This window comes from Bradyrhizobium sp. CCBAU 51627 (assembly GCF_028128765.1).
Taxonomy (GTDB): domain Bacteria; phylum Pseudomonadota; class Alphaproteobacteria; order Rhizobiales; family Xanthobacteraceae; genus Bradyrhizobium.
In genome coordinates, this window is sequence record NZ_LBJG01000005.1 from 301,545 (window position 1) to 323,386 (window position 21,842).

General features: G+C 62.9%; 25 protein-coding genes. 14 read left to right on the top strand and 11 right to left on the bottom strand.

The window, feature by feature from the left end; genetic code table 11:
* Positions 1–49: 49 nt before the first annotated feature.
* Positions 50–844: an IclR family transcriptional regulator gene (locus tag XH88_RS03645; RefSeq protein WP_271614354.1), complete on the bottom strand. Its 795-nt coding sequence runs from the start codon at positions 842–844 to the stop codon at positions 50–52.
* 181 nt (positions 845–1,025) lie between these two features.
* On the opposite strand from XH88_RS03645, the gene XH88_RS03650 reads away from it, so the two are divergent.
* The 6 genes from XH88_RS03650 to XH88_RS03675 all read left to right on the top strand — a co-directional run bounded on the left by XH88_RS03650 (position 1,026) and on the right by XH88_RS03675 (position 6,406).
* A complete protein-coding gene (locus XH88_RS03650; RefSeq protein ID WP_271614041.1) occupies positions 1,026–2,186 on the top strand; it encodes an aminotransferase class V-fold PLP-dependent enzyme in 1,161 nt (386 codons plus the stop codon).
* Between the two features lie 16 nt (positions 2,187–2,202).
* A complete protein-coding gene (locus tag XH88_RS03655; protein ID WP_271614042.1) occupies positions 2,203–3,105 on the top strand; it encodes an amino acid ABC transporter substrate-binding protein in 903 nt (300 codons plus the stop codon).
* A gap of 67 nt (positions 3,106–3,172) precedes the next feature.
* Complete coding sequence (locus XH88_RS03660; RefSeq protein WP_271614043.1) at positions 3,173–3,967, top strand: amino acid ABC transporter permease; 795 nt, start codon at positions 3,173–3,175, stop codon at positions 3,965–3,967.
* On the top strand, positions 3,964–4,659 hold the full coding sequence (locus XH88_RS03665) for an amino acid ABC transporter permease (protein ID WP_271614044.1): 696 nt from the start codon (positions 3,964–3,966) through the stop codon (positions 4,657–4,659). The genes XH88_RS03660 and XH88_RS03665 overlap by 4 nt, the downstream gene beginning before the upstream one ends.
* 35 nt (positions 4,660–4,694) lie before the next feature.
* Positions 4,695–5,465 carry an amino acid ABC transporter ATP-binding protein gene (locus XH88_RS03670; RefSeq protein WP_271614045.1) on the top strand — a complete coding sequence of 257 codons (771 nt, stop codon included), beginning with the start codon at positions 4,695–4,697 and terminating at the stop codon, positions 5,463–5,465.
* A 175-nt stretch (positions 5,466–5,640) separates the two neighbouring features.
* Positions 5,641–6,406 (top strand): IS5 family transposase gene (locus XH88_RS03675; RefSeq protein ID WP_271614046.1). Its coding sequence is split into 2 segments (ribosomal slippage): positions 5,641–6,003 and positions 6,005–6,406, totalling 765 coding nucleotides; the frame shifts between segments, so codons are not numbered across the junction.
* Between the two features lie 285 nt (positions 6,407–6,691).
* On the opposite strand, the gene tnpC is transcribed toward XH88_RS03675, so the two are convergent.
* From tnpC to tnpA, 3 genes are read right to left on the bottom strand one after another with little or no spacing between them, the layout of a single operon-like run.
* Entirely contained in the window at positions 6,692–8,317 is a 1,626-nt protein-coding gene (gene tnpC, locus XH88_RS03680; RefSeq protein ID WP_442868407.1) for an IS66 family transposase, read from the bottom strand.
* A 32-nt stretch (positions 8,318–8,349) separates the two neighbouring features.
* Positions 8,350–8,703, bottom strand: a complete 354-nt coding sequence (gene tnpB / locus XH88_RS03685; protein ID WP_271614048.1) for an IS66 family insertion sequence element accessory protein TnpB — start codon at positions 8,701–8,703, stop codon at positions 8,350–8,352.
* Positions 8,700–9,128 carry an IS66-like element accessory protein TnpA gene (gene tnpA, locus XH88_RS03690; protein ID WP_271614049.1) on the bottom strand — a complete coding sequence of 143 codons (429 nt, stop codon included), beginning with the start codon at positions 9,126–9,128 and terminating at the stop codon, positions 8,700–8,702. Before tnpA ends, tnpB begins: the two co-directional genes overlap by 4 nt.
* A gap of 609 nt (positions 9,129–9,737) precedes the next feature.
* Here tnpA and XH88_RS03695 point away from each other — a divergent pair.
* Positions 9,738–10,904, top strand: a complete 1,167-nt coding sequence (locus XH88_RS03695; protein WP_271614050.1) for an FAD-dependent oxidoreductase — start codon at positions 9,738–9,740, stop codon at positions 10,902–10,904.
* 116 nt (positions 10,905–11,020) lie between these two features.
* On the opposite strand, the gene XH88_RS03700 is transcribed toward XH88_RS03695, so the two are convergent.
* A complete protein-coding gene (locus XH88_RS03700) occupies positions 11,021–11,413 on the bottom strand; it encodes a VOC family protein (RefSeq protein ID WP_271614355.1) in 393 nt (130 codons plus the stop codon).
* Positions 11,414–11,644: 231 nt separating this feature from the next.
* On the opposite strand from XH88_RS03700, the gene XH88_RS03705 reads away from it, so the two are divergent.
* The 4 genes from XH88_RS03705 (at position 11,645) to XH88_RS03720 (ending at position 14,961) form a co-directional block, all read left to right on the top strand.
* The gene (locus tag XH88_RS03705; protein ID WP_271614051.1) at positions 11,645–12,892 is read left to right on the top strand and encodes a serine hydrolase domain-containing protein; all 1,248 of its coding nucleotides are present in this window, start codon (positions 11,645–11,647) and stop codon (positions 12,890–12,892) included.
* 72 nt (positions 12,893–12,964) lie between these two features.
* A complete protein-coding gene (locus XH88_RS03710) occupies positions 12,965–13,399 on the top strand; it encodes a RidA family protein (RefSeq protein WP_271614052.1) in 435 nt (144 codons plus the stop codon).
* A gap of 108 nt (positions 13,400–13,507) precedes the next feature.
* Positions 13,508–14,389, top strand: a complete 882-nt coding sequence (locus XH88_RS03715) for an AraC family transcriptional regulator (protein ID WP_271614053.1) — start codon at positions 13,508–13,510, stop codon at positions 14,387–14,389.
* A 209-nt stretch (positions 14,390–14,598) separates the two neighbouring features.
* Positions 14,599–14,961, top strand: a complete 363-nt coding sequence (locus XH88_RS03720) for an ArsR/SmtB family transcription factor (protein ID WP_271614054.1) — start codon at positions 14,599–14,601, stop codon at positions 14,959–14,961.
* Between the two features lie 35 nt (positions 14,962–14,996).
* Here XH88_RS03720 and XH88_RS03725 read toward each other — a convergent pair whose 3' ends face one another.
* On the bottom strand, positions 14,997–15,494 hold the full coding sequence (locus tag XH88_RS03725; RefSeq protein ID WP_271614055.1) for a peptide deformylase: 498 nt from the start codon (positions 15,492–15,494) through the stop codon (positions 14,997–14,999).
* A gap of 83 nt (positions 15,495–15,577) precedes the next feature.
* A complete protein-coding gene (locus XH88_RS03730) occupies positions 15,578–15,793 on the bottom strand; it encodes a hypothetical protein (RefSeq protein ID WP_271614056.1) in 216 nt (71 codons plus the stop codon).
* A 504-nt stretch (positions 15,794–16,297) separates the two neighbouring features.
* Between XH88_RS03730 and XH88_RS03735 the strand changes: the two genes are divergently transcribed.
* Positions 16,298–17,524 (top strand): MFS transporter, encoded by a 1,227-nt coding sequence (locus XH88_RS03735; RefSeq protein WP_271614057.1) that lies wholly within the window; start codon positions 16,298–16,300, stop codon positions 17,522–17,524.
* A gap of 18 nt (positions 17,525–17,542) precedes the next feature.
* Here the strand turns inward: XH88_RS03735 and XH88_RS03740 are convergent, their stop codons facing one another.
* Complete coding sequence (locus tag XH88_RS03740) at positions 17,543–17,929, bottom strand: ester cyclase (RefSeq protein WP_271614356.1); 387 nt, start codon at positions 17,927–17,929, stop codon at positions 17,543–17,545.
* A 17-nt stretch (positions 17,930–17,946) separates the two neighbouring features.
* Complete coding sequence (locus tag XH88_RS03745; RefSeq protein WP_271614058.1) at positions 17,947–18,837, bottom strand: LysR family transcriptional regulator; 891 nt, start codon at positions 18,835–18,837, stop codon at positions 17,947–17,949.
* 104 nt (positions 18,838–18,941) lie between these two features.
* Between XH88_RS03745 and XH88_RS03750 the strand changes: the two genes are divergently transcribed.
* Positions 18,942–19,667: an SDR family oxidoreductase gene (locus XH88_RS03750; protein WP_271614059.1), complete on the top strand. Its 726-nt coding sequence runs from the start codon at positions 18,942–18,944 to the stop codon at positions 19,665–19,667.
* 15 nt (positions 19,668–19,682) lie between these two features.
* Here the strand turns inward: XH88_RS03750 and XH88_RS03755 are convergent, their stop codons facing one another.
* Positions 19,683–20,555, bottom strand: a complete 873-nt coding sequence (locus XH88_RS03755; RefSeq protein ID WP_271614060.1) for a bifunctional helix-turn-helix transcriptional regulator/GNAT family N-acetyltransferase — start codon at positions 20,553–20,555, stop codon at positions 19,683–19,685.
* A gap of 31 nt (positions 20,556–20,586) precedes the next feature.
* Positions 20,587–20,808: a tautomerase family protein gene (locus XH88_RS03760; RefSeq protein ID WP_271614061.1), complete on the bottom strand. Its 222-nt coding sequence runs from the start codon at positions 20,806–20,808 to the stop codon at positions 20,587–20,589.
* A gap of 126 nt (positions 20,809–20,934) precedes the next feature.
* On the opposite strand from XH88_RS03760, the gene XH88_RS03765 reads away from it, so the two are divergent.
* Positions 20,935–21,828 carry a LysR family transcriptional regulator gene (locus XH88_RS03765; RefSeq protein WP_271614357.1) on the top strand — a complete coding sequence of 298 codons (894 nt, stop codon included), beginning with the start codon at positions 20,935–20,937 and terminating at the stop codon, positions 21,826–21,828.
* Positions 21,829–21,842: the final 14 nt, after the last annotated feature.

The window sequence follows — 21,842 nt, forward strand, 5'->3', positions numbered from 1 at the left end:
AACAGCGGCGCGAAAGCGGACGTTGTCGGACTTCCGAGAAGGGCGACGTTTACGGTTCGTCCCCCTCGTCATCAGCCTGGAGGATCGTTTCCGACAAGAGCGCTGCGGCTTTCTGTAGTGGGCCTATGAATCCGTCCAACTCAGCGAAGCTCACCCGCGCTACCGGGACGGAGACGCCCAGACACGCGATCAGTTCACGATCCGGAGAGAGAATGGGGACAGCGCAACCAACGACACCTCTCACATACTCCTCGTTGGTCTTGGCCCAGCCGCGTTTGCGCGTCTCATCGAGAACCCTCAACAGGCTCTCGACGTCCACGATCGTTGTTTCGGTATATCGCGTCAGAGCGAGTGCCCGGCACAGCTTTTCACGCGCTCGCTCCGGCAATCGGCTCATGTAGATCTTGCCGGTGGACGTGCAGTGCAGTGGCGCCGCCTCGCCTGGATTGAACTGAAGACCTTGCTGTTGCGACGCGCGCACACTGTCGACGTACGCCACCGTGTTATCGCGCACCACGCCGATCTCGCACTGCTCACCGATCTCGGCGGCAACCGCCCGCAGCACGGCATGCCGGCGGGCGGTGCGGAAGGCTGCGCCGATGACTTTCGCAGACAACGTGACGAGCTGGTTGCCGACCACATAGCGCTTGGTACCGAGCGCCTTCTGGACAAGCCCGCGTTCCTCGAGATTTCCGACCAGCCGGTGCGCGGTCGGCAGCGGCAGCGTAAGCGCGCTGGCGATCTCCGCCACCGAGACGGCTTTGGTTTGCGCGGCGACATATCCGACGATCGCAAAGGCACGATCGAGTGGTCCGTCGTTCCTCGACGCGATTTTCGCTTCCATCATGACCGGCCCTTCTATCTCAAATCATATTATTATCATTTTTCGGAATAAAATCTATCGGAATTTGACATTATATCTGGCAACCACTGGCTGATGCTCATATTGTTGGCGCTGCCGGCGAATGAACAAGCTTTGTGCAGCGCACATAAGGGCTCGTCGGTCGGCTGAACAGGAGGATGGATTGTCAGGTCACTACGACGTTGCCGCCGTGCGGAAAGAATTCCCGGCCGCCGAGCGGATCACCTATCTCGACTCTGGCTTCCAGACGCCGCTCGCCCGCCCCGTCAAGGCGGCGATCGACCTCTTCCTCCGCGAAGGCTTGGAGACGGCCGGGCCGAAAAACGTGTGGCTTGATCGCGTCGAAGAAACCCGCGCGAAGGTCGCGAGGTTTCTAGGTGCGTCCGCCGATGAGATCGCCTTCACCAAGAACACCTCGGAGAGCATGAACATCGCCGCGAATGCGCTGCCTCTGCGCGCCGGCGACAAGGTCCTGATGGTACATGGCGATCACCCGAACAATGCCTATGCGTTCCTTAATCTGCAACGGCGGGGCGTGATGGTCGAGTTCGTGCCGATGACGGACGTCGTCAACGCCGAGAGTATTCGCCCCCATATCGATGCGAACACGCGCGCCATCTCGATGTCGCTCGTGACGTTCCACGCCGGTCACCGCTTCGATGTCGAGAGCATTGGCGCCCTTTGCCGTGAGAAGAATCTCTATTTCGTAGTCGACGTGATGCAGGCGATCGGTGTGGTGCCGATCGATGCTAAGGCCATGGCTGCAACCTTCATCGGGTCGGGCAGCCACAAGGGATTGCTGGTGCCACAGGGACTCGGCCTGCTCTACTGGGACAAGGCCAGGACCGAACTCGAACCCGTCTATCTCGCCGCGGCGAGTCTTGCCGCGATCCCGTCGGATCTCATCGCCCGCCCGGACAAGCTCGAACCCGCCGCGAGCGCGCGCCGTTTCGAGCTCGGCAATTTCAATCTCCCGGCCATTCAGGCGCTCGGCGCCTCGCTCGATATGATCAACGCCATCGGCGTTCAGAACATCCAGAACCACTGCTTCGATCTCGGTGACCATCTGATTACCCTGCTCGACATGCTCGACATTCGCCTAGTCGGCCCGCGCGAGAGACAGCACCGCGCGCCGCATATCTACGTCATCGCGCTGCCCGCGGCCGAATGGCTCGTCCATTTCGAAGAGAACGATATCCGCGTCTCGCCGGAGCGCGATGGCATTCGCGTGTCGTTCGGCATGTTCAACACGTTCGCAGATGTCGACCGCCTGATCGACGTCATCCGCCGTCGCGGCGTAAAGCCGTCGCACAGGGCCGCTTAACAGAGGGAGATTGCACATGACGAAGCTTGCACGTGTCTTCGGCGTCCTGTCCGGCCTCGTGGCGGCGGGCGCCTTTGCCGGGTCGTCGATCGCCGCCGACAGCCCGACGCTTTCCAAGATCAAGTCAAGCGGCACCATCACCATCGGCTACCGCGAAGCCTCCATTCCGTTCTCGTATCTCGGTCCGGATCAAAAGCCGATCGGCTTCTCGCTGGATCTCTGCGCGGCAATCGTCGAGCGCATCAAGACGGAGCTCAAGCTGCCGAATCTCACCGTCAGCTATACACCGGTGAACTCGTCCAACCGGATTCCACTCATTCAAAGCGGCACCGTCGATATCGAATGTGGCGGCACGGCGAACGACAAGAAGCGGCAGGAACAGGTTTCGTTTTCCGTCACGACCTTCGTCAGCCAGCCGCGCTGGCTGGTCAAGGCCGACAGCGGCGTGAAGACCGCCAGCGATTTGAAGGGCAAGACCATCGTCGTCACCCAGGGCTCCAATGCAATCGGATTCGCGCAGACCGCGAATACGAAGGAGCAACTCGGCCTCAACATCGTCCAGGCCAAGGACCATGCGGAATCCTTCCTGATGCTGAACACCGGCCGCGCAGCCGCCTTCATGGAGGACGACATCCTTCTCGCAGGCCTCAAGGCCGCAGCGCCAAATCCGGACACGTTGATCTTCCTTCCGGGAAGCTATGCCAAGGTCTACTATGGGCTGATGTTCACGAAGGGCGATGCTGGCTTCAAGGCGCTCGTCGATGATGTCCTGTCCAAGCAGATGGCATCGGGCCAGTTCGAGAAGACCTATACGAAATGGTTCACCAGGCCGATTCCGCCCAAGGGGGAGAATCTCGCGTTCCCGCTCACCGATGAGTTGATGGAGCGGATTGCCCATCCCAGCGACGCGGTCGATTGATCGGCCGCGATAGCGGAGACGTTCTCGTACATTGATCCTCCCTCGCAGCTGAAGCCCGAGGTTTGCGATGTTCGGAGTGCTATTTGAACAGACGGCGGATGGCCAGCGCTACATCGACTGGCTCCTGTCCGGCCTCGGTTGGACGCTTGCGCTGGCGTTTTTCGGCTGGTGGATCGCGTTCGCGGTCGGCCTGATGGTCGGCATCGGCCGGACCGTCCAGAACCGGATCGTCGCGGTGCTAGCGCGGCTGTATGTGGAGATCTTCCGCAACATCCCCGTGTTGGTGCAGATGTTTCTCTGGTACTTCGTGCTGCCGGAGATCCTGCCCACCTCGTTCGGCAATGCCATCAAGCAGATACCGCCGCCTTGGGGATCGTTCTTTCCGGCGCTCGTGTGCCTTGGTCTCTACACCGCCGCTCGCATCGCCGAGCAGGTTCGCGCCGGAATCGAGGCTTTGCCGAAAGGGCAGACCGAGGCGGCGAACGCGCTTGGCCTCACCGGATATCAGACCTACCGCTATATCATCGTCCCGCAGGCGCTGCGCCTGATCGTGCCGAGCCTGACCAGCGAGGTTATGGGCATCTACAAGAATACGTCTGTTGCCCTGACGATCGGCGTAATGGAACTCACCGCCCAGGCACGCCAGATCAGCGAAGCGACGTTCCAGACGTTCACCGCGTTCGGCGCGGCGACGCTTATCTACCTCGCGCTCGCGCTGATCGCCTACCAGGTGATGGCCGCCATCGACAAGGCCGTGCGGATCCCGGGCACCACGCCGGCGAAGGATGCGATCGAGCCGAACCTGGCGGACGAGGTCCAGCAAGTCGGCTCCCTGCCCGATGCCATTGAGGTGGCGAAATGAACAGCCTCGATTTCTCCATCGTCGCCCAAGCCTGGCCTTATCTGTGGTCGGGATTGCTGTTCTCGCTCGCGCTGACGGCTGCGGCTTTCGTCATCGGCATGATCCTCGGCACCCTGTTCGCACTCGTTCAGCACTTCGAGGTGCCCGTCGCCGGCAGACTCGTACGTGCCTACATCGCCTTGATCCGCTCGATCCCGCTGATCCTCGTCCTGTTCTGGTTCTTCTTTCTGGTGCCCATCGTGCTTGGTCATCTCAGCGGCAACGGCCGTCCGGTTCCGATCGGCGCCACATGGACCGCCTTCATCACCTTCGGCCTGTTCGAGGCGGCCTATTATTCCGAGATCATTCGCGTCGGATTGCGCGCGGTGAACCGGGGACAGTTCGAGGCCTGCCAGGCGCTCGCGCTCTCCACCTTCCATACCTACCGCTGCGTGATCCTGCCTCAGGTGCTCCGTGTGGCGAGCCCGATCATCCTGAGCCAGACCATCATCCTGTTCCAGGATACCTCACTGGTCTACGTTCTGTCCCTGACCGACCTGCTCGGTGCGGCCTCCAAGCTCGCGCAGCTCAATGGTCGCCTGGTCGAGATGTATCTCGTCGTTGCACTGGTCTATCTCGGCGTCAGCTCGGCAGCCTCGCAATGTGTCGCGTCGCTACGCAAACGCTATGCGATGGCCGGTGCACACCGATAGACGATCGATCGATAACACCGCCCTGGGAGAAGCAGATGTTTCAGGAGACTGCCGTGAACGTGACCAGCCGGTCGTCGGCAATTGTCGCTGTCGAAAATCTCGTAAAGCGATTTGGCCAATTCACGGCCCTTAATGACATCAACCTGACCGTCGCCGCCGGCGAGAAGATCGTCCTTTGCGGTCCATCGGGCTCGGGCAAATCGACGCTGATCCGCTGCATCAACCACATCGAGAAGCATGACGGCGGCCGGATCGTGGTTACCGGCGTCGAGCTGACGGACCGGATGACCGACATCAATAGCGTTCGCCGCGAGGTCGGGATGGTGTTCCAGAGTTTCAATTTGTTCCCTCATCTCTCAATTGTCGAGAACTGCATGCTCGCCCCGATGAAGGTGCGCGGACTGTCCCGCGAAGAGGCGCATGAGCGCGCGATGGGTGTTCTTCGCCAGGTGCGCATCCACGATCAGGCCGGCAAGTATCCCGGGCAGCTCTCCGGCGGACAGCAGCAGCGCGTCGCCATCGCGCGTGCCTTGTGCATGCAGCCTAAGATAATGCTGTTTGATGAGCCAACCTCGGCGCTCGATCCGGAGATGGTCAAGGAGGTGCTCGACACTATGATCGGACTCGCCCGAGGCGGCATGACGATGATCTGCGTCACCCACGAAATGGGCTTTGCCCGCGAAGTCGCCGACCGCGTGGTCTTTATGGATCGCGGGACCATCGTCGAGGAAGCTGATCCCGAAACCTTCTTTCGCGCCGCCCGCACCGAGCGAGCAAAGGGCTTTCTTCAGCAGATCATTCATTAGCAGAGTTCGCCGCTTTGGGTCGAACACTGCCCAAAGGAAAGGTTTAAGTCGGCTCCGGGTCATGAACGACAAAACTCAAGGTGAGCATAATAGGTCCGCTTTCGGGTGCATAGCGACTCTGTTGAGCCCGACAGCCGAGCCATGATTCAAGCCACCCAACGGAAGAGGCCGAATCATGCGCTACGAACTGACGGACTATGAGTGGTTTGCCATTAAGCCGATGCTGCCGAATAAGTCGCGCGGCGTGCCACGAGTGAATGACCGTCGTGTCCTCAACGGCATCTTCTGGGTCTTGCGATCCGGAGCGCCATGGCGCGACCTGCCAGAAAACTTCGGTCCGTACACGACTTGCTACAATCGGTTCGTTCGCTGGCGACGGGCCGGCGTGTGGGCGAAGCTCATGAGCGCACTGGCCGGCGCCCATGATGCTGCCGTGCAGATGATCGACACTTCCATTGTTCGCGTACATCAACATGGGGCCTGCATCACAAGAAACCGGCGTCAATCGATGGGAAGGTCACGCGGCGGTCTGACGAGCAAAAATCCACGCGGTGGTCGATAGCAATGGTCTACCGGTACAACTTGCGTTGAGCCCCGGCGAGGCGCACGACGTTCGACTTGCCGGAAAACTGCTGTCTCGTCTCAAATCCGGATCAATGCTGCCTGCCGACCGTGGCTATGACGCCGATTGGATCAGAGAGCTTGCCATGAAGAAAGGCGCGTGGGCCAACATCCCGCCGAAAAGCAACCGAAGCGATCCGATCTGCTTTAGCCCCTACCTCTATCGCGCTCGCAACCAGGTCGAACGGTTCTTCAACAGGATCAAACAATGCCGTCGGGTGGCGACGCGCTACGACAGGCTTGCGGGAAACTACCTTGCCTTCATCCAACTCGCATCTATCCGGCTATGGCTGGCCGCGCGTTATGAGTCCGCGCCCTAGTTCATCTGGCGGTGGGCTTTGTTGCAGAGGTCGCGCGCTCACTTCTAAAAGTGAGAAGCTGAGTTGCAGTTGCTGTGGCTCGTACGGCAATGCCCATGGCCGAGCGTTCCGATCCTTCGATATCGTCCTGATTTCGAGCTAGAACCCGACTTCGAAGGAACTGCAGTCTTGTCGGTATTGCAAAGCAGGGTTGATTATTCGCCCCGTTGTTTTGTCCAAGTCATTGATTTGATGGGAGTCGGCATTCGCGGCGGACGGAACAAGCGTAAGCGCTTAGCCGCAACCCTATTGATGCTGGCTTGACGTTTTGCGGAACCGCCATGGCATGAGGTCGTCGATTTCGCTTTGGGGATGGCCGGCAATGATCGCCGTGAGCGTTTCGGCGATGTAGGCGACCGGGTTGACGTCGTTGAGCTTACAGGTCGCCACGATGGATGCGAGCAAGGCCCAGTTTTCGGCTCCGACCTCATGATCGGCGAAGAGCGCGTTTTTTCTGGTCAAGCAGATTGGCCGGATCGCGTTTTCAACCGGATTGGTGTCGAGCTCGAGACGCCCGTCATCGAGGAAGCGCGTCAGCCCCTGCCAATGATTGAGCGCGTAGCGGATGTCATCAGCGAGCGTCGAGCCGCTGGAGATCATCGACAGCTGTTTCTCGAACCACGGCTTCAACGCCTCGACGAGCGGCAGCGAGTGTTCCTTGCGCGCGGCCAGCCTGATATCCGGCGATGAACCGCGTACCATGGCTTCGATGGCGTAGAGCTGTGCGATCTGCCGGACGGCGGCCTCGGCGATCGGCGATTTACTGTTGCGGGCCAATTTGACGAAGCGCCGGCGCAAATGGCTCCAGCAATGTACGAGCGTCCACGGCCCTTGCGGTCGGGCGACTTCGATCAGCCGATCATAACCGTCATAGGCATCGCACTGCAGGAAGCGTCCGTTGAAGCCGTCCAGGAACTGCTCAGCGAAGGCGCCGCTGCGACCGGGGGCATATCGGAACAGCACGATCGGCGGACTTGGGCCGCTATGGCCGCGGTCGTCGGAGACGATCGCCCAGAAGTAGCCCTTCTTCGTTTGACCACGCCCGGGATCGAGCACCGGCGCCGTGGTTTCATCCATGAACAGGCGATCCGCCGCTGCCAGATGACGGCGCATGTGGTCGGCAACGGGCTGCAGATGGAAGCAGGCGCGGCCTGACCAATTGCCCAGTGTCGCCCGATCAAGCCGGATCCCCTGGCGCGCATAGATCTCGGCCTGACGGTAAAACGGCGTATGGTCGCCAAACTTGGAGACGATCACCTGCGCAATCGCCGCTTCGGTCGGTAGTCCGCCAGGCACGACATGCTCCGGCGCGTGCGCCTGCACGACAGGGCCGGAGCAGCGGCGGCAGATGTATTTCGGGCGGCGCGTGACCAGCACGCGCCATTGTGCCGGGATCACGTCAAGGCGCTTGCTGACGTCCTCGCCGATCTTCGTCATCGCGCCGCAGCCGCACGGACAGAACGTGCTCGCAGGCTCGAGGATCCGCTCCACCCGCGGCAAATGGGCAGGCAAGTAACCCCGATTGCGATGACGGTCCTGATCCGATCCAGCGCGCGATCGGCCCCTGATGATCGCCGCAGCCTTCTCCTGTGCCGCGTCCAGGACGCCTTGCGCGATCTCCACGTCTTCGAGCGGCAAATGGTATTGATCTGGCCGCAGCTTCTCGGACTTCGCTCCGAACTTCTCTCGGCATAGTTCCCCGAGAATGACCTCCAACCGGCGCCGCGCTTCTTCCGACGTTGCCAGCGCCGCTTGATGTTCGCTCAATGCTGCCTGCGTTTGCGCTAAAAGCGCCTTCAGGCGTTCATTCTCGTCGCGAAGCGTCGCGGTGCTCATGCGCCATGTCGAGCACATCTGCGCCGCCGGCGCCATGCCCAACTCGGTACAGAGTCATTCTGCCGCACTTATCCAGCGACTTGTGGACGCCGCGCTTCCTCCGGGCGGACCAACCGCCAGTCCAAGCCTTCGAACAATGCCGCGAACATCGCCGGCGATATCCGCATCACGCCGTTCGCAATCTTTGGCCACACGAACTTGCAACCCTCGAGGCGTTTGTGCACCAGCACCAGGCCCGTTCGATCCCACACCAAAATCTTGATCCGGTCCGCCCGTTTCGACCGGAACACAAAGGCTGCACCGCTGAACGGATCGAGACCAAGCATCTCCTGCACCTTCGCAGCAAGCCCATCGTGCCCACAGCGGAAGTCGACGGGCCGCGTCGCGATGTAAATCTTCAGCTCGGCGCCGGGGACAATCATCGTGACGCCCGCACCGGGCGGATCACTCGAGACAGCTGCTCCCCATCTATCGCCGCGTCCGTCCGCACGACGACGTCGCCAATCGCAATCTCGAGCTTGACTGTCGGAACGTGACGCTCCTCAAACGGCCCCTCCACGACCAGCGGCGCGAACGGCGGCTGCGGAGCCTCGCACGACGGCAATTCGCCGCGCTGTCGGAAGCGTCGTCGCCAATCGTAAATTTGCCAGCGCGTCGCCCCGTGCTTGCGCGCCACCTCCGCCACCTGAGCGCCGGGCAGCAGACTTTCGGCGACGATCCGAGCCCGCTCGGCCTCTGAACGCACGCGACGCCCGGACGGTCCCTCAAGCACCTCAAGCCGGCTGACTGCTCCAGACCCAACTGATGAGCTGTCCAAATGGGCGTCTTTTTTGCCGTCCAATCCCATCCCAAACCTCCGTTCAAGCCGGAGGCTTCTTCGCACATCTAATCCAACCCCGAAGCCAGGGTATTGGCTGAGCGCTTACGAACAAGCTGAGCCATTTGACGGTTTTTCCGACGGTTTGACAAAAGTCGCAAGACGCGACCGAGGAAAGACCGTCAGGAATTCTGATGGTTCTGACGGTCTTTTCCTGAGACCGGCTGCCGAAGCTTGCAGCGCCGGTTCGCGAGCAATGAGCCGCGTAAAAGCCTCGTGGTCGAGGTCGCATTCGCGAAGGCGAAATTGCGGTTGCTCACCATCCGATTGCGTCTTGGAGGCATTCGCGTCGGCGACCTAGCGCGATGCGAGGAAACTTCCATCTCCCGCCAACGTTAGATTGGTCGACTGGCCAGCCAATAGCGTTTGGCTTTCTAAAAGGAAGCCGTCGATCAGGGGCGAGCCGCGCTTTGTAAAGAACCGGCGCCTTCCTTTTGAGCATGCGTCCGGACGGCTACGTCATGGCCCACAGGATAAGTCCCACGCTGACGAAGAGACTGCGCACTTCTACCAGACTTGACTCAAACACCATTAGGGCCAGTGGGAATGTGAACATTCGGTTTGTTTGGCGAGGTGACGATGGCTCTTCCAGCCAATAACGAAATCGTAATCGTTGGTGCGGGTCCGGTGGGGCTCGCGCTCGGTGCCGAGTTGCGTCGCCTGCACGGCGCTCCGCTCCTGCTGGATCGACAGGCGGAGAGCGCGAACACCTCACGTGCCGCTGTGATCCACGCTCGTACCTTAGAAGTTCTGGAGTCCGTCGGCGCCACTTCGGAGTTGATCGCCCAAGGCGTGAAGGTGCCGATTTTCCGAGTGAGAGATCGCGATAGGGTCCTGTTGGAGATCGACTTCTCCAACTTGGACGGGTTAACGTCCTATCCTTTCACGATCATGTGCCCGCAACAGAAGACTGAAGCGGTCCTGCTTAGCCGCTTGCGTGCATTCCGAGGCGATGTTCAGCGGCCGGTCGATGTCTCGGCCATCGACGTTGGCAAGCAGAGAATCGATGTAATGGCTCGCGCTGATGACGGGACCCAAGCGATCCAAACCCAGTGGCTCGTCGGCTGTGATGGCGCTCACAGCACCGTGCGCGAAGCCATTGGCGTCGAGTTTGAGGGAGGAGCCTACGAAGAAAGCTTCGTCCTCGCCGACGTGACGATGGATTGGCCGCTGTCTCGCGACGAGGTGAGCCTTTTCTTTTCGCCTGCCGGGCTTGTTGTGGTCGCCCCACTGCCACAAGGACAATTCCGTATTGTCGCGACGGCCAATGACGCTCCGGAACGGCCCGATCCGTCATTCATGCAGCATATCTTGAACACCCGAGGGCCGGCTCACGGCGTCGGGTCCATTCAGGAGATCGTTTGGGGATCGCGCTTTCGTCTTCAGCACCGAGTTGTTACCTCTCCTCGGGTCGGACGTGTCCTCCTCTGCGGCGATGCCGCGCACGTCCATAGCCCCGCAGGCGGGCAAGGGATGAATACGGGCATTCAGGATGCCGTGGCGTTGGCGGGGCCTTTGCTGGCTGCGGTGCGCGGCGAAGGCACTGCCGCGCTCGATGACTGGGCGGCACGGCGCCATGAAATCGCGCGCAAAGTTGTTGGCGTCACCGACCGAATGACACGCGCCGCAACACTTCAGACATCTCCGGCGCGCTCAATCCGCAATACAATGTTGGCGATGGCCGGACATATCCCCGGCGTGCCCGACCGCATCGCCCGATTGCTTGCCGAGATCGACAATAGGTGAGTGACACTATGTCCGCGCGGGTTCTAGCGCGACAAATCCAGGGAAGCCCGCCAGATGAATGAAATTACCAATAGGTCAGGCGAAATCGATGGCCTTATCGTCGGAGCCGGCCCCTGCTAGGAAGCTATCTCCTGCGCGATCTCCCAGATATGACCGGATGGGTCGGCAAAGGCGGCGGTGCGACGGCCCCAGGGACGATCGATGGGACCGTTCACCAGCTCGACGCCGCTTTGCCGGAGCCTCGCGCAGGCTTCATCGACATCGGCGACGCGAATGGTCATGAGTATGCGAGGTCCGGCATTTGAAGCAGCCGGCACAACCGGCTGCACGAGCTGCGGCGCCTCCATCTCCTGCAGCAGATTGACCATGACGCCACCGAGCCCGATCACGCTGCATACGGCATCGGAATAGATTGGTCTGGCGTCGAACACGGCCTCGTAGAACGCCCTCGCGCGCGCGAGGTCATCAACGAAGAGGGTCACGCATTCCAGATTGTTCAAGCTGTTCATGTCGACGGGCCCCGGTTGCCAGGCGGCGTTTTGACAAAAGATAGTAACGTATTTGGAAATGAGGAAGCGAATTGCCTTTTTGACTGGTGCGCCCTCGGCGCGCAGGTGCTCGATCTCTTCGGGAGTTGCCGCTGTCCTGATTGTTGCGCGGGTGCCCCGCGCTTGTGTCAGATGTGTGTCATACCCGCCCATGATACGACCTCCGTATCGCCGCTTCCGGAGCCCGTGTTCATGTCCGCAAACCAAGCACCCGCCACAGCAAACGAGACCGACCCTGAAACTCTCGGCTGGATGCGCGGCTTCCCGCCCGCGCCCGACCGCACCATCACCTTCCAGGACGGCTCGTTCCGCAACTTCCCCGAGCTCCGCTGGGCCTGGAGTAACATCCGCCAGCTCGTGCCCACCGTGAATGTCTGGCGCGGGGCGGGGCCGGGGTCGGTGCTGCCGCGCGCGGAGCAGGATATCGGCGCGGTTGCCGTGACCACGATGGACGGGCGGCCGATCACCTTCGCGACCATGCTGGAGGAGACGTATGCCGACGGCATCGCGGTGCTGCATCGGGGCAAGCTGATCTACGAGCGCTATTTTGGCGCGTTGAAGCCGCACAAGCCGCATATCGCGATGTCGGTGACGAAATCGTTCACTGGCGTGCTCGCAGGCATGCTGGTGAGCGAGGGCAGGATTGATCCGCAGGCGCCCGTGACCGATTACGTGCCGGAGCTGAAGACAAGCGCGTTCGGCGATGCGCGCGTGCACGAGGCCATGGATATGACCACGGGGCTCGAATACACCGAGGTCTACACCGACAAGAATTCGCACGTCTGGGGCCTTAGGCGCGCCAACGGCATGGCGCCGATCCCGCCTGATTACGACGGCGCCACCACCATCTTCGATTTCCTCATCGCGCAGAAGAAGCAGGGCGAGCACGGCAAGGTCTTTTCCTACAAGACCGTCAATTCCGACGTGCTGGCCTGGATCATCAGGCGTGCCAGCGGCATGACGCTGTCCGATCTTCTGTCCGAGCGGATCTGGCAGCCGATGGGCGCCGAAGAGGACGCACATTATCACGTCGATCGCATCGGCACCGAGAGCGGTGGCGGCGGTCTCTCCACGAGCTTGCGCGATCTCGCCCGCTTCGGCGAGACCATCCGTAATCACGGCCGCTTCAACGCACGCCAGATCGTGCCGTCAGAGGTGGTCGAGGACATCGCGCGCGGCGGCGACCCTGATAAATTCAGGCCGGCCGGCTACACCACGCTGCCTGGCGCGTCCTATCGCAATCAATGGTGGGTCACGCACAATGCCCACGGCGCCTACATGGCGCGCGGCGTTCACGGCCAGGGCATCTACATCGATCCCAAGGCCGAGATGGTGATCGCGCGCTACGCATCGCACCCCGTCGCGGGCAACGCCACCAACGATCCCGCGACGCTGCCGGCGTATATGGCGCTGGCGAAAGAGTTGACGGAGGGCGGATAGGGCGGTCTGTAGGACCGGTCTTGCTGCGGTTGACACCCTGCGCACGTGCTGAATGGAAAAGGTTAACTTGAAATGTCTGCGAACAACGCTGCCGATCTGAACAAGCCCGGAGGAAATTATGTGTCGGTCGTCATTCATAATGGATTGGCCTATGTGAGCGGCCAGTTGCCGCGTCGTGGAGAGGATCTCCTTTGTACCGGCAAGGTCGGCGCAGAGGTTGACGTTAAGGCCGCCCAGGAGGCCGCCGCTTTCTGTGTTGATCTCTGCCTGTCCGCGATCAGCCATGCCGCGGGGGGCGGGGACAAGATCGTTCAGGTCCTGAAGGTCGTCGGATATGTCGCTTCGGCGCCAGGATTCATCCAACAATCGCAGGTCATGAACGGCGCTTCTGACCGGCTCATCGAGCGGCTCGGCGAGCGAGGGCGCCACGCACGTACCTCGATCGGGGTCGCCGAGCTGCCGAGAGGCGCGCCCATCGAGCTGGAGATGGTCGTCGCCGTGCGATGAGGGGGCAAGTTCGGTCGAGCCGGGCGACGGCAGTGCGCCGAACCGCAAGATCGGTCGAGCGCATACCGGCCATCCCGGCCTAACTGCATCCGCCACGGAGGAGGGACGATGACGGCGGCTCTGCAAAACTATCGGGCCCGGATGCGGCGGGTGCTGGATCACATCGACCGGCATCTCGATGAGGATCTGGACCTCGACAGCTTGAGCGGCGTTGCCGCCTTCTCGAAATTCCATTTCCACCGGCAGTTCACCGCGACCTTCGGGTTGTCAGTGCATCGTTACGTCCAGCTGGCCCGCATGAAGCGCGCGTCCTGCCAGCTGGCCTATGAGGGTGCCCTTGGCGTCACCGAGATCGCGCTGGATGCCGGTTACGACGCGCCGGATGCCTTTGCCCGCGTCTTTCGGCAACGGTTCGGGCAATCGCCGTCGTCGTTCCGGAAATCTCCTGATTGGGAGCGGTGGCTTGCGGCCTTCGGGCCTCTCGAAGATGCGAGGAGCAAGCTCATGCAGACGAATTTTACCAGCGACGACGTGACGATCCGTGATGTGCCCACGACGAAGGTGGCGATCATGCAGCATCGGGGCAGCCCAGCGACGCTTCCCGCCACCATCCAGCGCTTCATCGCCTGGCGCAAGGCCGCCGGCCTGCATCCCAGCGCTCATCCAACCTTCACCGTCTGGCGCTCCGAGCGGCGGCCTGCACAGCCTGCCGAGTACAGCATCGATCTCTGTGTCGGCACCGATCACCCGATCGCGGCAAATGGTGAAGATATCAGGCCCGGCGAGATTCCCGGCGGCCGCTGCGCCGTGCTGCGCGTCGTCGGCTACACCGACAATCTCGAGCCCGCCGCGCTGTTTCTTTACCGCGACTGGCTTCCGGCCAGTGGTGAGGAAGCGCGCGATTTTCCGATCTATTGCCAGCGGCTGAATTTCTTCCCTGACGTGCCGGAGCACGAGACGGTCGCGGAGTTGTTTCTGCCGTTGAAATAGTGCGCTGCATGGCGAAAGGCGCGGCTGCGCGAGGCGCAGTCGCGGCCTCTCACGACGTCGCGTCAGGCAAGCCTCTGAGACTCCGCTGCCACAGCGTGCGGCAAGTGCGGTGGGGATCGGCTGGGACCTCGCCAACGCTCCGATCGCACCATCGCATTCTATCGCGGCGAGATGCCGCCTGACATCGCCCACCCGGGCACGGGAAGCTGATGCACGTCTTCGAGGCCCTCGCCGATCCCGTCCGTCGCCGTATTCTCGAATTGCTGGCGTCAGGCGAAATGGCGTCCGGCGAGGTCGTCGAGGCGATCGGTGCCGAGTTCGGCATCACCCAGGCGGCCGTGTCGCAGCACCTCAAGGTGCTGCGCGAAAGCGGCTTTGCGACGGTCCGCGCCGAGGCGCAAAGGCGGCTCTATTCGGTCGATATTGCCGGCCTCCGCGCGGTAGATGCGTGGATCAGCCAGTTCAGGAATTTCTGGGAGCCGAAGCTGGACGCGCTGGCGACGGAGATTGCGCGCGGCAAGCGGGACCGGAGTCGCGCTCCAATCACCAAGCGCGGCGGCAAGCGAGCCTGATCGTGCCCGGGATCCTTCCCGCGATCCCGATCCCGTCAACTCCGCCCCATCTTCTCGAACTTCTTCACCAGCCGCTCACGCTTGAGCCGCGACAGCCGCTGAAGCCAGAACATCCCGTCGAGCTGGTCGATCTCGTGCTGATGGCAGACGGCGCGCAAGCCGTCGGACTCCTCGCTCTGCGTGATGCCATCGAGATCCTGATAGTTGATCCGAACCCGGGCATGGCGCTGCACCTCGTCGCTGACGCCGGGCATCGAGACGCTGCCTTCCTTGTGCAGGATCATCTCGGGCGAAGCCCATTCGATTTGCGGATTGACGTAGGTCTGCGGCCCCACCTTGGGATCGAGCTCCAGCACGACGAGCCGCAGGGGCACCCCGATATGCGGCGCCGTGATGCCGATCCCGGGCGCGGCGCGCATCGTCTCCAGCAGGTCGCTGGCAAGCTCACGCAAGCCGTCGTCGAAGACGGCGACGGGGCGGGCAGGCACCGCAAGCCGGCGGTCGGGGTAGCGGACGATGGGGCGAATGGTCATTCGAGGCTCCTAGCACTCTCGCGGGAGTGAAGCACCCCATTCTTCGCGGCGGCGGCTTCAATCAGAGCCGCACGCGCGATCGCTCAATGCTCATCCTCGGATCGACCATCCATCCAGCACACAAAGCCGGCCCGATCGAGTGGTTTGCGCAGCCCCATTTCGTCACAGAATGCCCACAGGGCAAACGTCATGAGCGCCCAGACGACAATGCGCAACGGCGACAGCGCCTCTGCCGTGCGCGTCAAGATGATCGTCGCCAGAGCGGAGACTGCCAGCGCCGATGGCCGCAATCCCGGCATTTGTGCTGCCTGCGTGCGGCTTCAGCGTCGAGAGCATCGAATACGGCGTTCCGATTGTTGCACGATGATGCCGATGATCTCAGGCCGAGCCCCATGCCTGAAGCATCGTCCGCGCGCTGTCACGCTATCGCCGGGGCCAAAGAGCTTCGCGATTTCCAGCCGACGTGATTGAAGCGTTCCTGATCGACGTCACGATGAACGCCCTCTCGGGGACCCATGGGCGAAATCGCTTTGTCGCCCCGGCTGCGGAGGGCCTATCCCAAGTGCGATCGGGCGCGCGGCGTCGGCGTCAAGACAGCGATTGAGCTCGCCGCGAGCGATGGATGCTTCCGGCTCTCCTCGTAACCCATTGATCCGGCTGCGCTCGGCTACTGTGCATGGGGTTGTTTTCGACTTTCTTGTCGGAGCGGCCTAAAAAAACTGCTGCAAAAAATTGGGGTACGCTGTCGGCCCGCCTTGTTCCCATTCGTCTTGCACGTGAGACAGACCTGACGGGAGATAAAAATGCCTGCTTCCAGATATCGCTGGGTGATCGTCGCTGCCGGCGGCCTGCTCGGTTGCGTCGCCATCGGCGGCATGTTTTCGCTGCCGGTGTTTCTGCAGCCGATCGCCAAGGACACCGGCTGGTCGGTGACGGGCATCTCCAGCGCCATGACGATCGGCTTTCTGGCGATGGCCTTCAGCAGCATGATCTGGGGCACGCTGACCGACAAGTTCGGGCCGCTGCCGGTGGTGCTGACGGGATCGAGCGTGCTGGCGCTGAGCCTGTTCGCGGCGAGCCATGCGACTTCGCTGCTCGTGTTCCAGATCGTGTTCGGCCTCCTGGTCGGCGCCTCCTGCGCGGCGATCTTCGCGCCGATGATGGCGACCGTCACCGGCTGGTTCGACACCCATCGTGGCCTTGCGGTCTCGCTGGTGTCGGCCGGCATGGGGGTGGCGCCGATGACGATGGCGCCGTTCGCGGCCTGGCTGGTTTCGCATCATGACTGGCGCACCGCGATGCAGGTCGTGGCGCTGGTGGTTGCGGTCATCATGATCCCGGTCGCGCTGCTGGTCCGCCGCCCGCCGGCGCTCGCGCATCCGCCCGCTGCGGCGATCGGCGGAGGCGGCGCGGCAGCCGAGATGTCGCGGGGCGAAGCCCTGCGCTCGCCGCAATTCCTGATCCTGCTCGCCACCAATTTCTTCTGCTGCGCCACCCATTCCGGCCCGATCATCCACACCGTCAGCTACGCCGTCAGCTGCGGCATCCCGCTGATCTCGGCGGTGACGATCTACAGCGTCGAGGGTCTCGCCGGCCTCGGCGGCCGCATCGCCTTCGGCCTGATGGGCGATCGTCTCGGCGCCAAGCGCGTGCTGGTCTCGGGCCTGCTCGCGCAAGCCTTCGGCGCGCTCGCTTATGCGTTCGCCCATCAGCTCACGACCTTCTATGCGGTCGCGGCGGTGTTCGGCTTCATCTATGCCGGCACCATGCCGCTCTATGCGGTGATCGTCCGCGAGAACTTTCCGCTGCGCATGATGGGCACCGTGATCGGCGGCACCGCGATGGCCGGCAGCCTCGGCATGGCGACCGGCCCGCTCGCCGGCGGCCTGATCTACGACGCGTTCTCCAGCTACGCCTGGCTCTATATCGGCTCCTGGGCGATGGGCCTCGGCGCCTTCCTGATGGCGATGACGTTCCGCCCGTTCCCGAAGCCGCAAGGCGAGGCGGCGCCGGCGCCGATGGCGGCGTGATCTGCGCGAGGCGCAGCCTCAGAGCTGCGCCTCGATCGCGGCCTTGTCGATGATCGACCACACCTGCCGGATCTTTCCGTGGTCGAATTCGTAGAACACGTTTTCGCAGAAGCACACGCGCCGGCCGTTCACGGCAAGCCCGAGGAACGTTCCGGCCGGCGTGCAAGTGAATTTCAGCCGCGCCGCAATCCGCGGCGGCTCGGCGATCAACAATTCGATGTCAAAGCGCAGATCCGGTATCTGGCGAAAGTCCCGCTCCAGCATCGCGCGATAGCCGTTCAGCCCGAACGACTGCGAATTGTGGACGACCTCGTCATGCACGAATTTCCCCAGCGCCGGCCAATCCTGCCGGTTCAGGCAGGCGATGTAGTCGCGATAGATGTCGGCGAGCTCCTCCCGCGCCATGGCATGTTCCTTCCGACTCATCCGCGCCGCCGCAAATGCTCGACCAGCGCCCGTAGTTTCGGCGCAACGTTGCGCCGGCTCGGATAGTACAGATAGAAGCCGGCGAAGACGGGGCAATAGTCTTCGAGGATCGGCACCAGCTCTCCGCGTACGATCGCAGGGCGAAAGCTCGCCTCCATGCCGAACGTGATACCGGCGCCGGCAATCGCCAGCTTGATCATCAGCGCCATGTCGTTGGTCGTGATCTCGGGGGCGACCGCGACGCTGAACTCCTTGCCGCCGTCGGCGAACTCCCAGCGATAGGGCCTCAGCTTCGGCGCCGGCCTCCAGCCGATGCAACGAAACGACGCGAGCTCGGCCGGATGCGAGGGAGCGCCGAAGCGGTCGCGAAACGACGGGGCGCAGACCGCGAGCTGGCGCTCGTCGCCGGCGATCGGCACTGCGATCATGTCTTGCTCGATGACCTCGCCGAGGCGGACGCCGGCATCAAAGCCTGCGGCGACGATGTCGAATTCCGCGTCGGTTACGGTGATGTCGAGTTGCACCTCCGGATTCGCTTCGGTGAAGGACGCAAGCAACGGCCCCGAGAGAAAATGCTCGGCGATTGAAGAGACGGCGAGGCGCAGCAATCCACGCGGCTGCCCGCGCAATGCCAGCACTCCATCGAGCGCGGCGCGCATGTCCGCAATGGCGGGCACGATCTCAGCATGCAGCCGTTCGCCGGCCTCGGTCAGGCTGACGCTGCGCGTGGTACGCTGGACCAGCGCGATGCCGAGACCTTCCTCCAGCCGCTGGATGGTCTGGCTCACGGCCGAGCGGGTCACGCCGAGCCGGTCGGCGGCGGCGCGAAAGCTCCGTTCTTCGGCCACCAGCGCAAAGACGGCGAGGGCATTGAGATCCGGTTCCATTGGTTAGATCGTCTTACCAAGTTGATCAGGAATCGTCGTCTTATCACGACAACGAGCCGGGTCCATGGTCCGCGCCATCACAGCGAATGCGAGGAAGGACCTTCATGCCGATGGATAAAATCGTTCTCATCACCGGTGCCTCCAGCGGCATCGGCGCCGGGATCGCGCGCGAGCTGGCTGCGGCCGGCGCCAAGGTGCTGCTGGGAGCGCGCCGCGTCGATCGGCTGAAAGATCTCGCGTCTGATTTGAACGCAGCGGGAGGGACCGCGCTGGCCCATCCGCTCGACGTGACCGACCGCACCAGCGTTGCCGCATTTGCTGACGCGGCGCGTGGCGTCTGGGGCGCTGTCGACGTCATCGTCAACAATGCCGGCGTGATGCCGCTGTCACTGATGGCTTCGCTCAAGGTCGAGGAGTGGGACCGGATGGTCGACGTCAATATCAAGGGCGTGCTCTACGGAATTGCAGCCGTCCTGCCTGAGATGGTCGCGCGCGGCTCGGGCCATGTCATCAACATCGCCTCGATCGGTGCGTTGAGCGTGTCGCCGACGGCGGCGGTCTATTGCGCCACCAAATATGCGGTGCGGGCAATTTCGGACGGACTGCGTCAGGAGCACGACAATCTCCGCGTCACCTGCATCCATCCCGGTGTGGTCGAGAGCGAGCTCGCCGATACCATCACCGATCCGGTCGCTGCGGAGGCGATGAAGACGTACCGCGCCATCGCGCTCCAGCCCAATGCGATCGCGCGGGCGGTCCGCTTTGCGATCGAGCAGCCTGGTGATGTCGACGTCAATGAGATCGTCGTGCGCCCGACGCGGACGACATGACCGTCTGCTGCCGTGTCAGAGCCCCTTTTCGAAGAACAGGTCCGGGTAGGGGTCGTCATTGAAGCGCGGGATCTCGCGCCAGCCGGTGGTGCGGTAGAGCTGGCCTGCTTCCGGGAGCGCACTGTTGGTGTCCAGCCGCAGCAGCGCGATGCCGAGCGAGCGTGCAGCGTCCTCGGCCGTGTCCATCAGCCGACGGCCGAGCCCCAATCCGCGCGCGGCCGGCGCGACCCACAAACGCTTGATCTCGGCGTAGCCGTGGTCCGTTCCCTTCAGCCCGACGCAACCGATCGGCAGCGTGTCCGAGATCGCCACGATGAAGCTGCCGCGCGGCCGGCGCATGTCCTTGGCATCGGGGTCGCGCGACAGCGACACGTCAAAGCCCTGCTTGAAGCGGCGGCCGAGCTCGGCATAATATTCGCCGAGGCAATAGCGCGCCTCGTCGCCGCGGGGATCCATCTCAGTCAGCGCGATCCGCTCGCGCGTCAGCGCCGAGGCGATCAGGTCCATCGCCGCCAGCAGCGCCTCGCGTTGCCCATTGCGGGCGAGAAAACCTTCCGCCTGCGTGTTCGACAGCGCTTCATAGGCCGCGAATTCGCGCTTGCCCGCGCGCGTCAGGCTTGCCACCCGGCGCCGCGCGTCGTCATCATGCGCCTGCGTCTCGATCAGGCCTTCATCTTCAAGGTTGCGCAACAGCCGGCTCATCAGCCCGGAATCGAGGCCGAGATAGTCGCGAATTTCGCCGACGTCGGAGCGCCCGTGTCCGATCGCATTGAGCACGCGCGCCGCGCCAAGCGGACGGCCGCGCCCGAGGAACGATGTATCGAGGGCACCGACGGCGGAGGTCACGGCGCGGTTGAAGCGGCGGACGCGGGAGACCGGATCGAGCATTCTCTGACTTTAGTCAGATATCGACTCGCCGTCAATCACCTCGGCCTTTCGCCCGGTAGGCCGGAGGAATCACGAACACTTCATCGGCGCGGCCATAGCCGCCATCAGGCACTTCCTCGATCAGCACCATGGTATGCGGACGCGCCGCCTCGCTGAAATAATCGACGAACATCGCGGTCACGCGATGCACGATTTCCTCCTTTTGCGCGCGCGACAGCGCGGCCTGCGGCACCTTGATGTTGGCAAAGGGCATGGTCAGTCTCCATACATGCGACGCCGGATCATCCGTGTCGACCTGTGCGGGGATTAGCCGATCGCATACGGGCGATAATCCTGCAGCTCTTGCCATCAGCTGTCGGCTATGTTGAACAATCTGGCCATGGATCGCTTCGAGACCATGCGCCTGTTCGTCCGCCTCGTGGAAAGACGCAGCTTCACTGCGGCTGCGGCCGATCTCGGCCTGCCGCGCTCGACGGCGAGCGAGGTCCTGCGCGGCCTCGAATCCCATCTCGGTGTGCGCCTGCTCGAACGCACCACGCGGCATGTCACGCCGACGCTCGATGGCGAAGAGTATTATCGCCGCTGCGTCGCCATCCTCGCAGACGTGGAGGAGGCGGATAGCGCGATGCGCGATGCCCGGCCGCGCGGGCTGTTGCGCTTCGATGCGCATCCGCTGCTGACGCGCACGTTCATTCTGCCGAAGCTGCCCGAATTCCTGGCGCGCCATCCGCTGATCGAATTGCAGATCGGGCAGGGCGACCGCCTCGTCGATCTCGTGCGCGAGGGCGTCGACTGCGTCATCCGCGCCGGCGAGCTCGAGGACAGCGGCATGATCCAGCGCCGCCTCAGCCTGGTCGCGGAGGTCACGGTGGCAAGTCCGGCCTATCTGGCCGCGCATGGCACGCCCGTGTCGCCCGATGGGCTCGACGGCCATCAGATGGTCGGCTTCATCTCGTCGCGGACCGGCGACGTATTGCCGCTGGAGTTTTCGATCGGCGGCGCCCTGCGCAACATCGTGCTGCCGAGCCGGATCAGGGTGAACAATTCCGACACGATGGCTGATCTGGCGCGGCTTGGCTTCGGCCTGGTGCAGGCGCCACGCTATCGTTTTGCCGACGACCTCGCCAGCGGCGCGCTGGTCGAGGTGCTGCCGAACCATCCGCCGTCGCCGACGCCCCTGTCGGCGCTCTATCCGCAAAACCGCCAGCTCACGCTGCGACTGCGCGTCTTCCTCGACTGGATCGGTCGCATCTTCGGCGAGGCGAAACTCTAGTCGCTTTTCGGCGC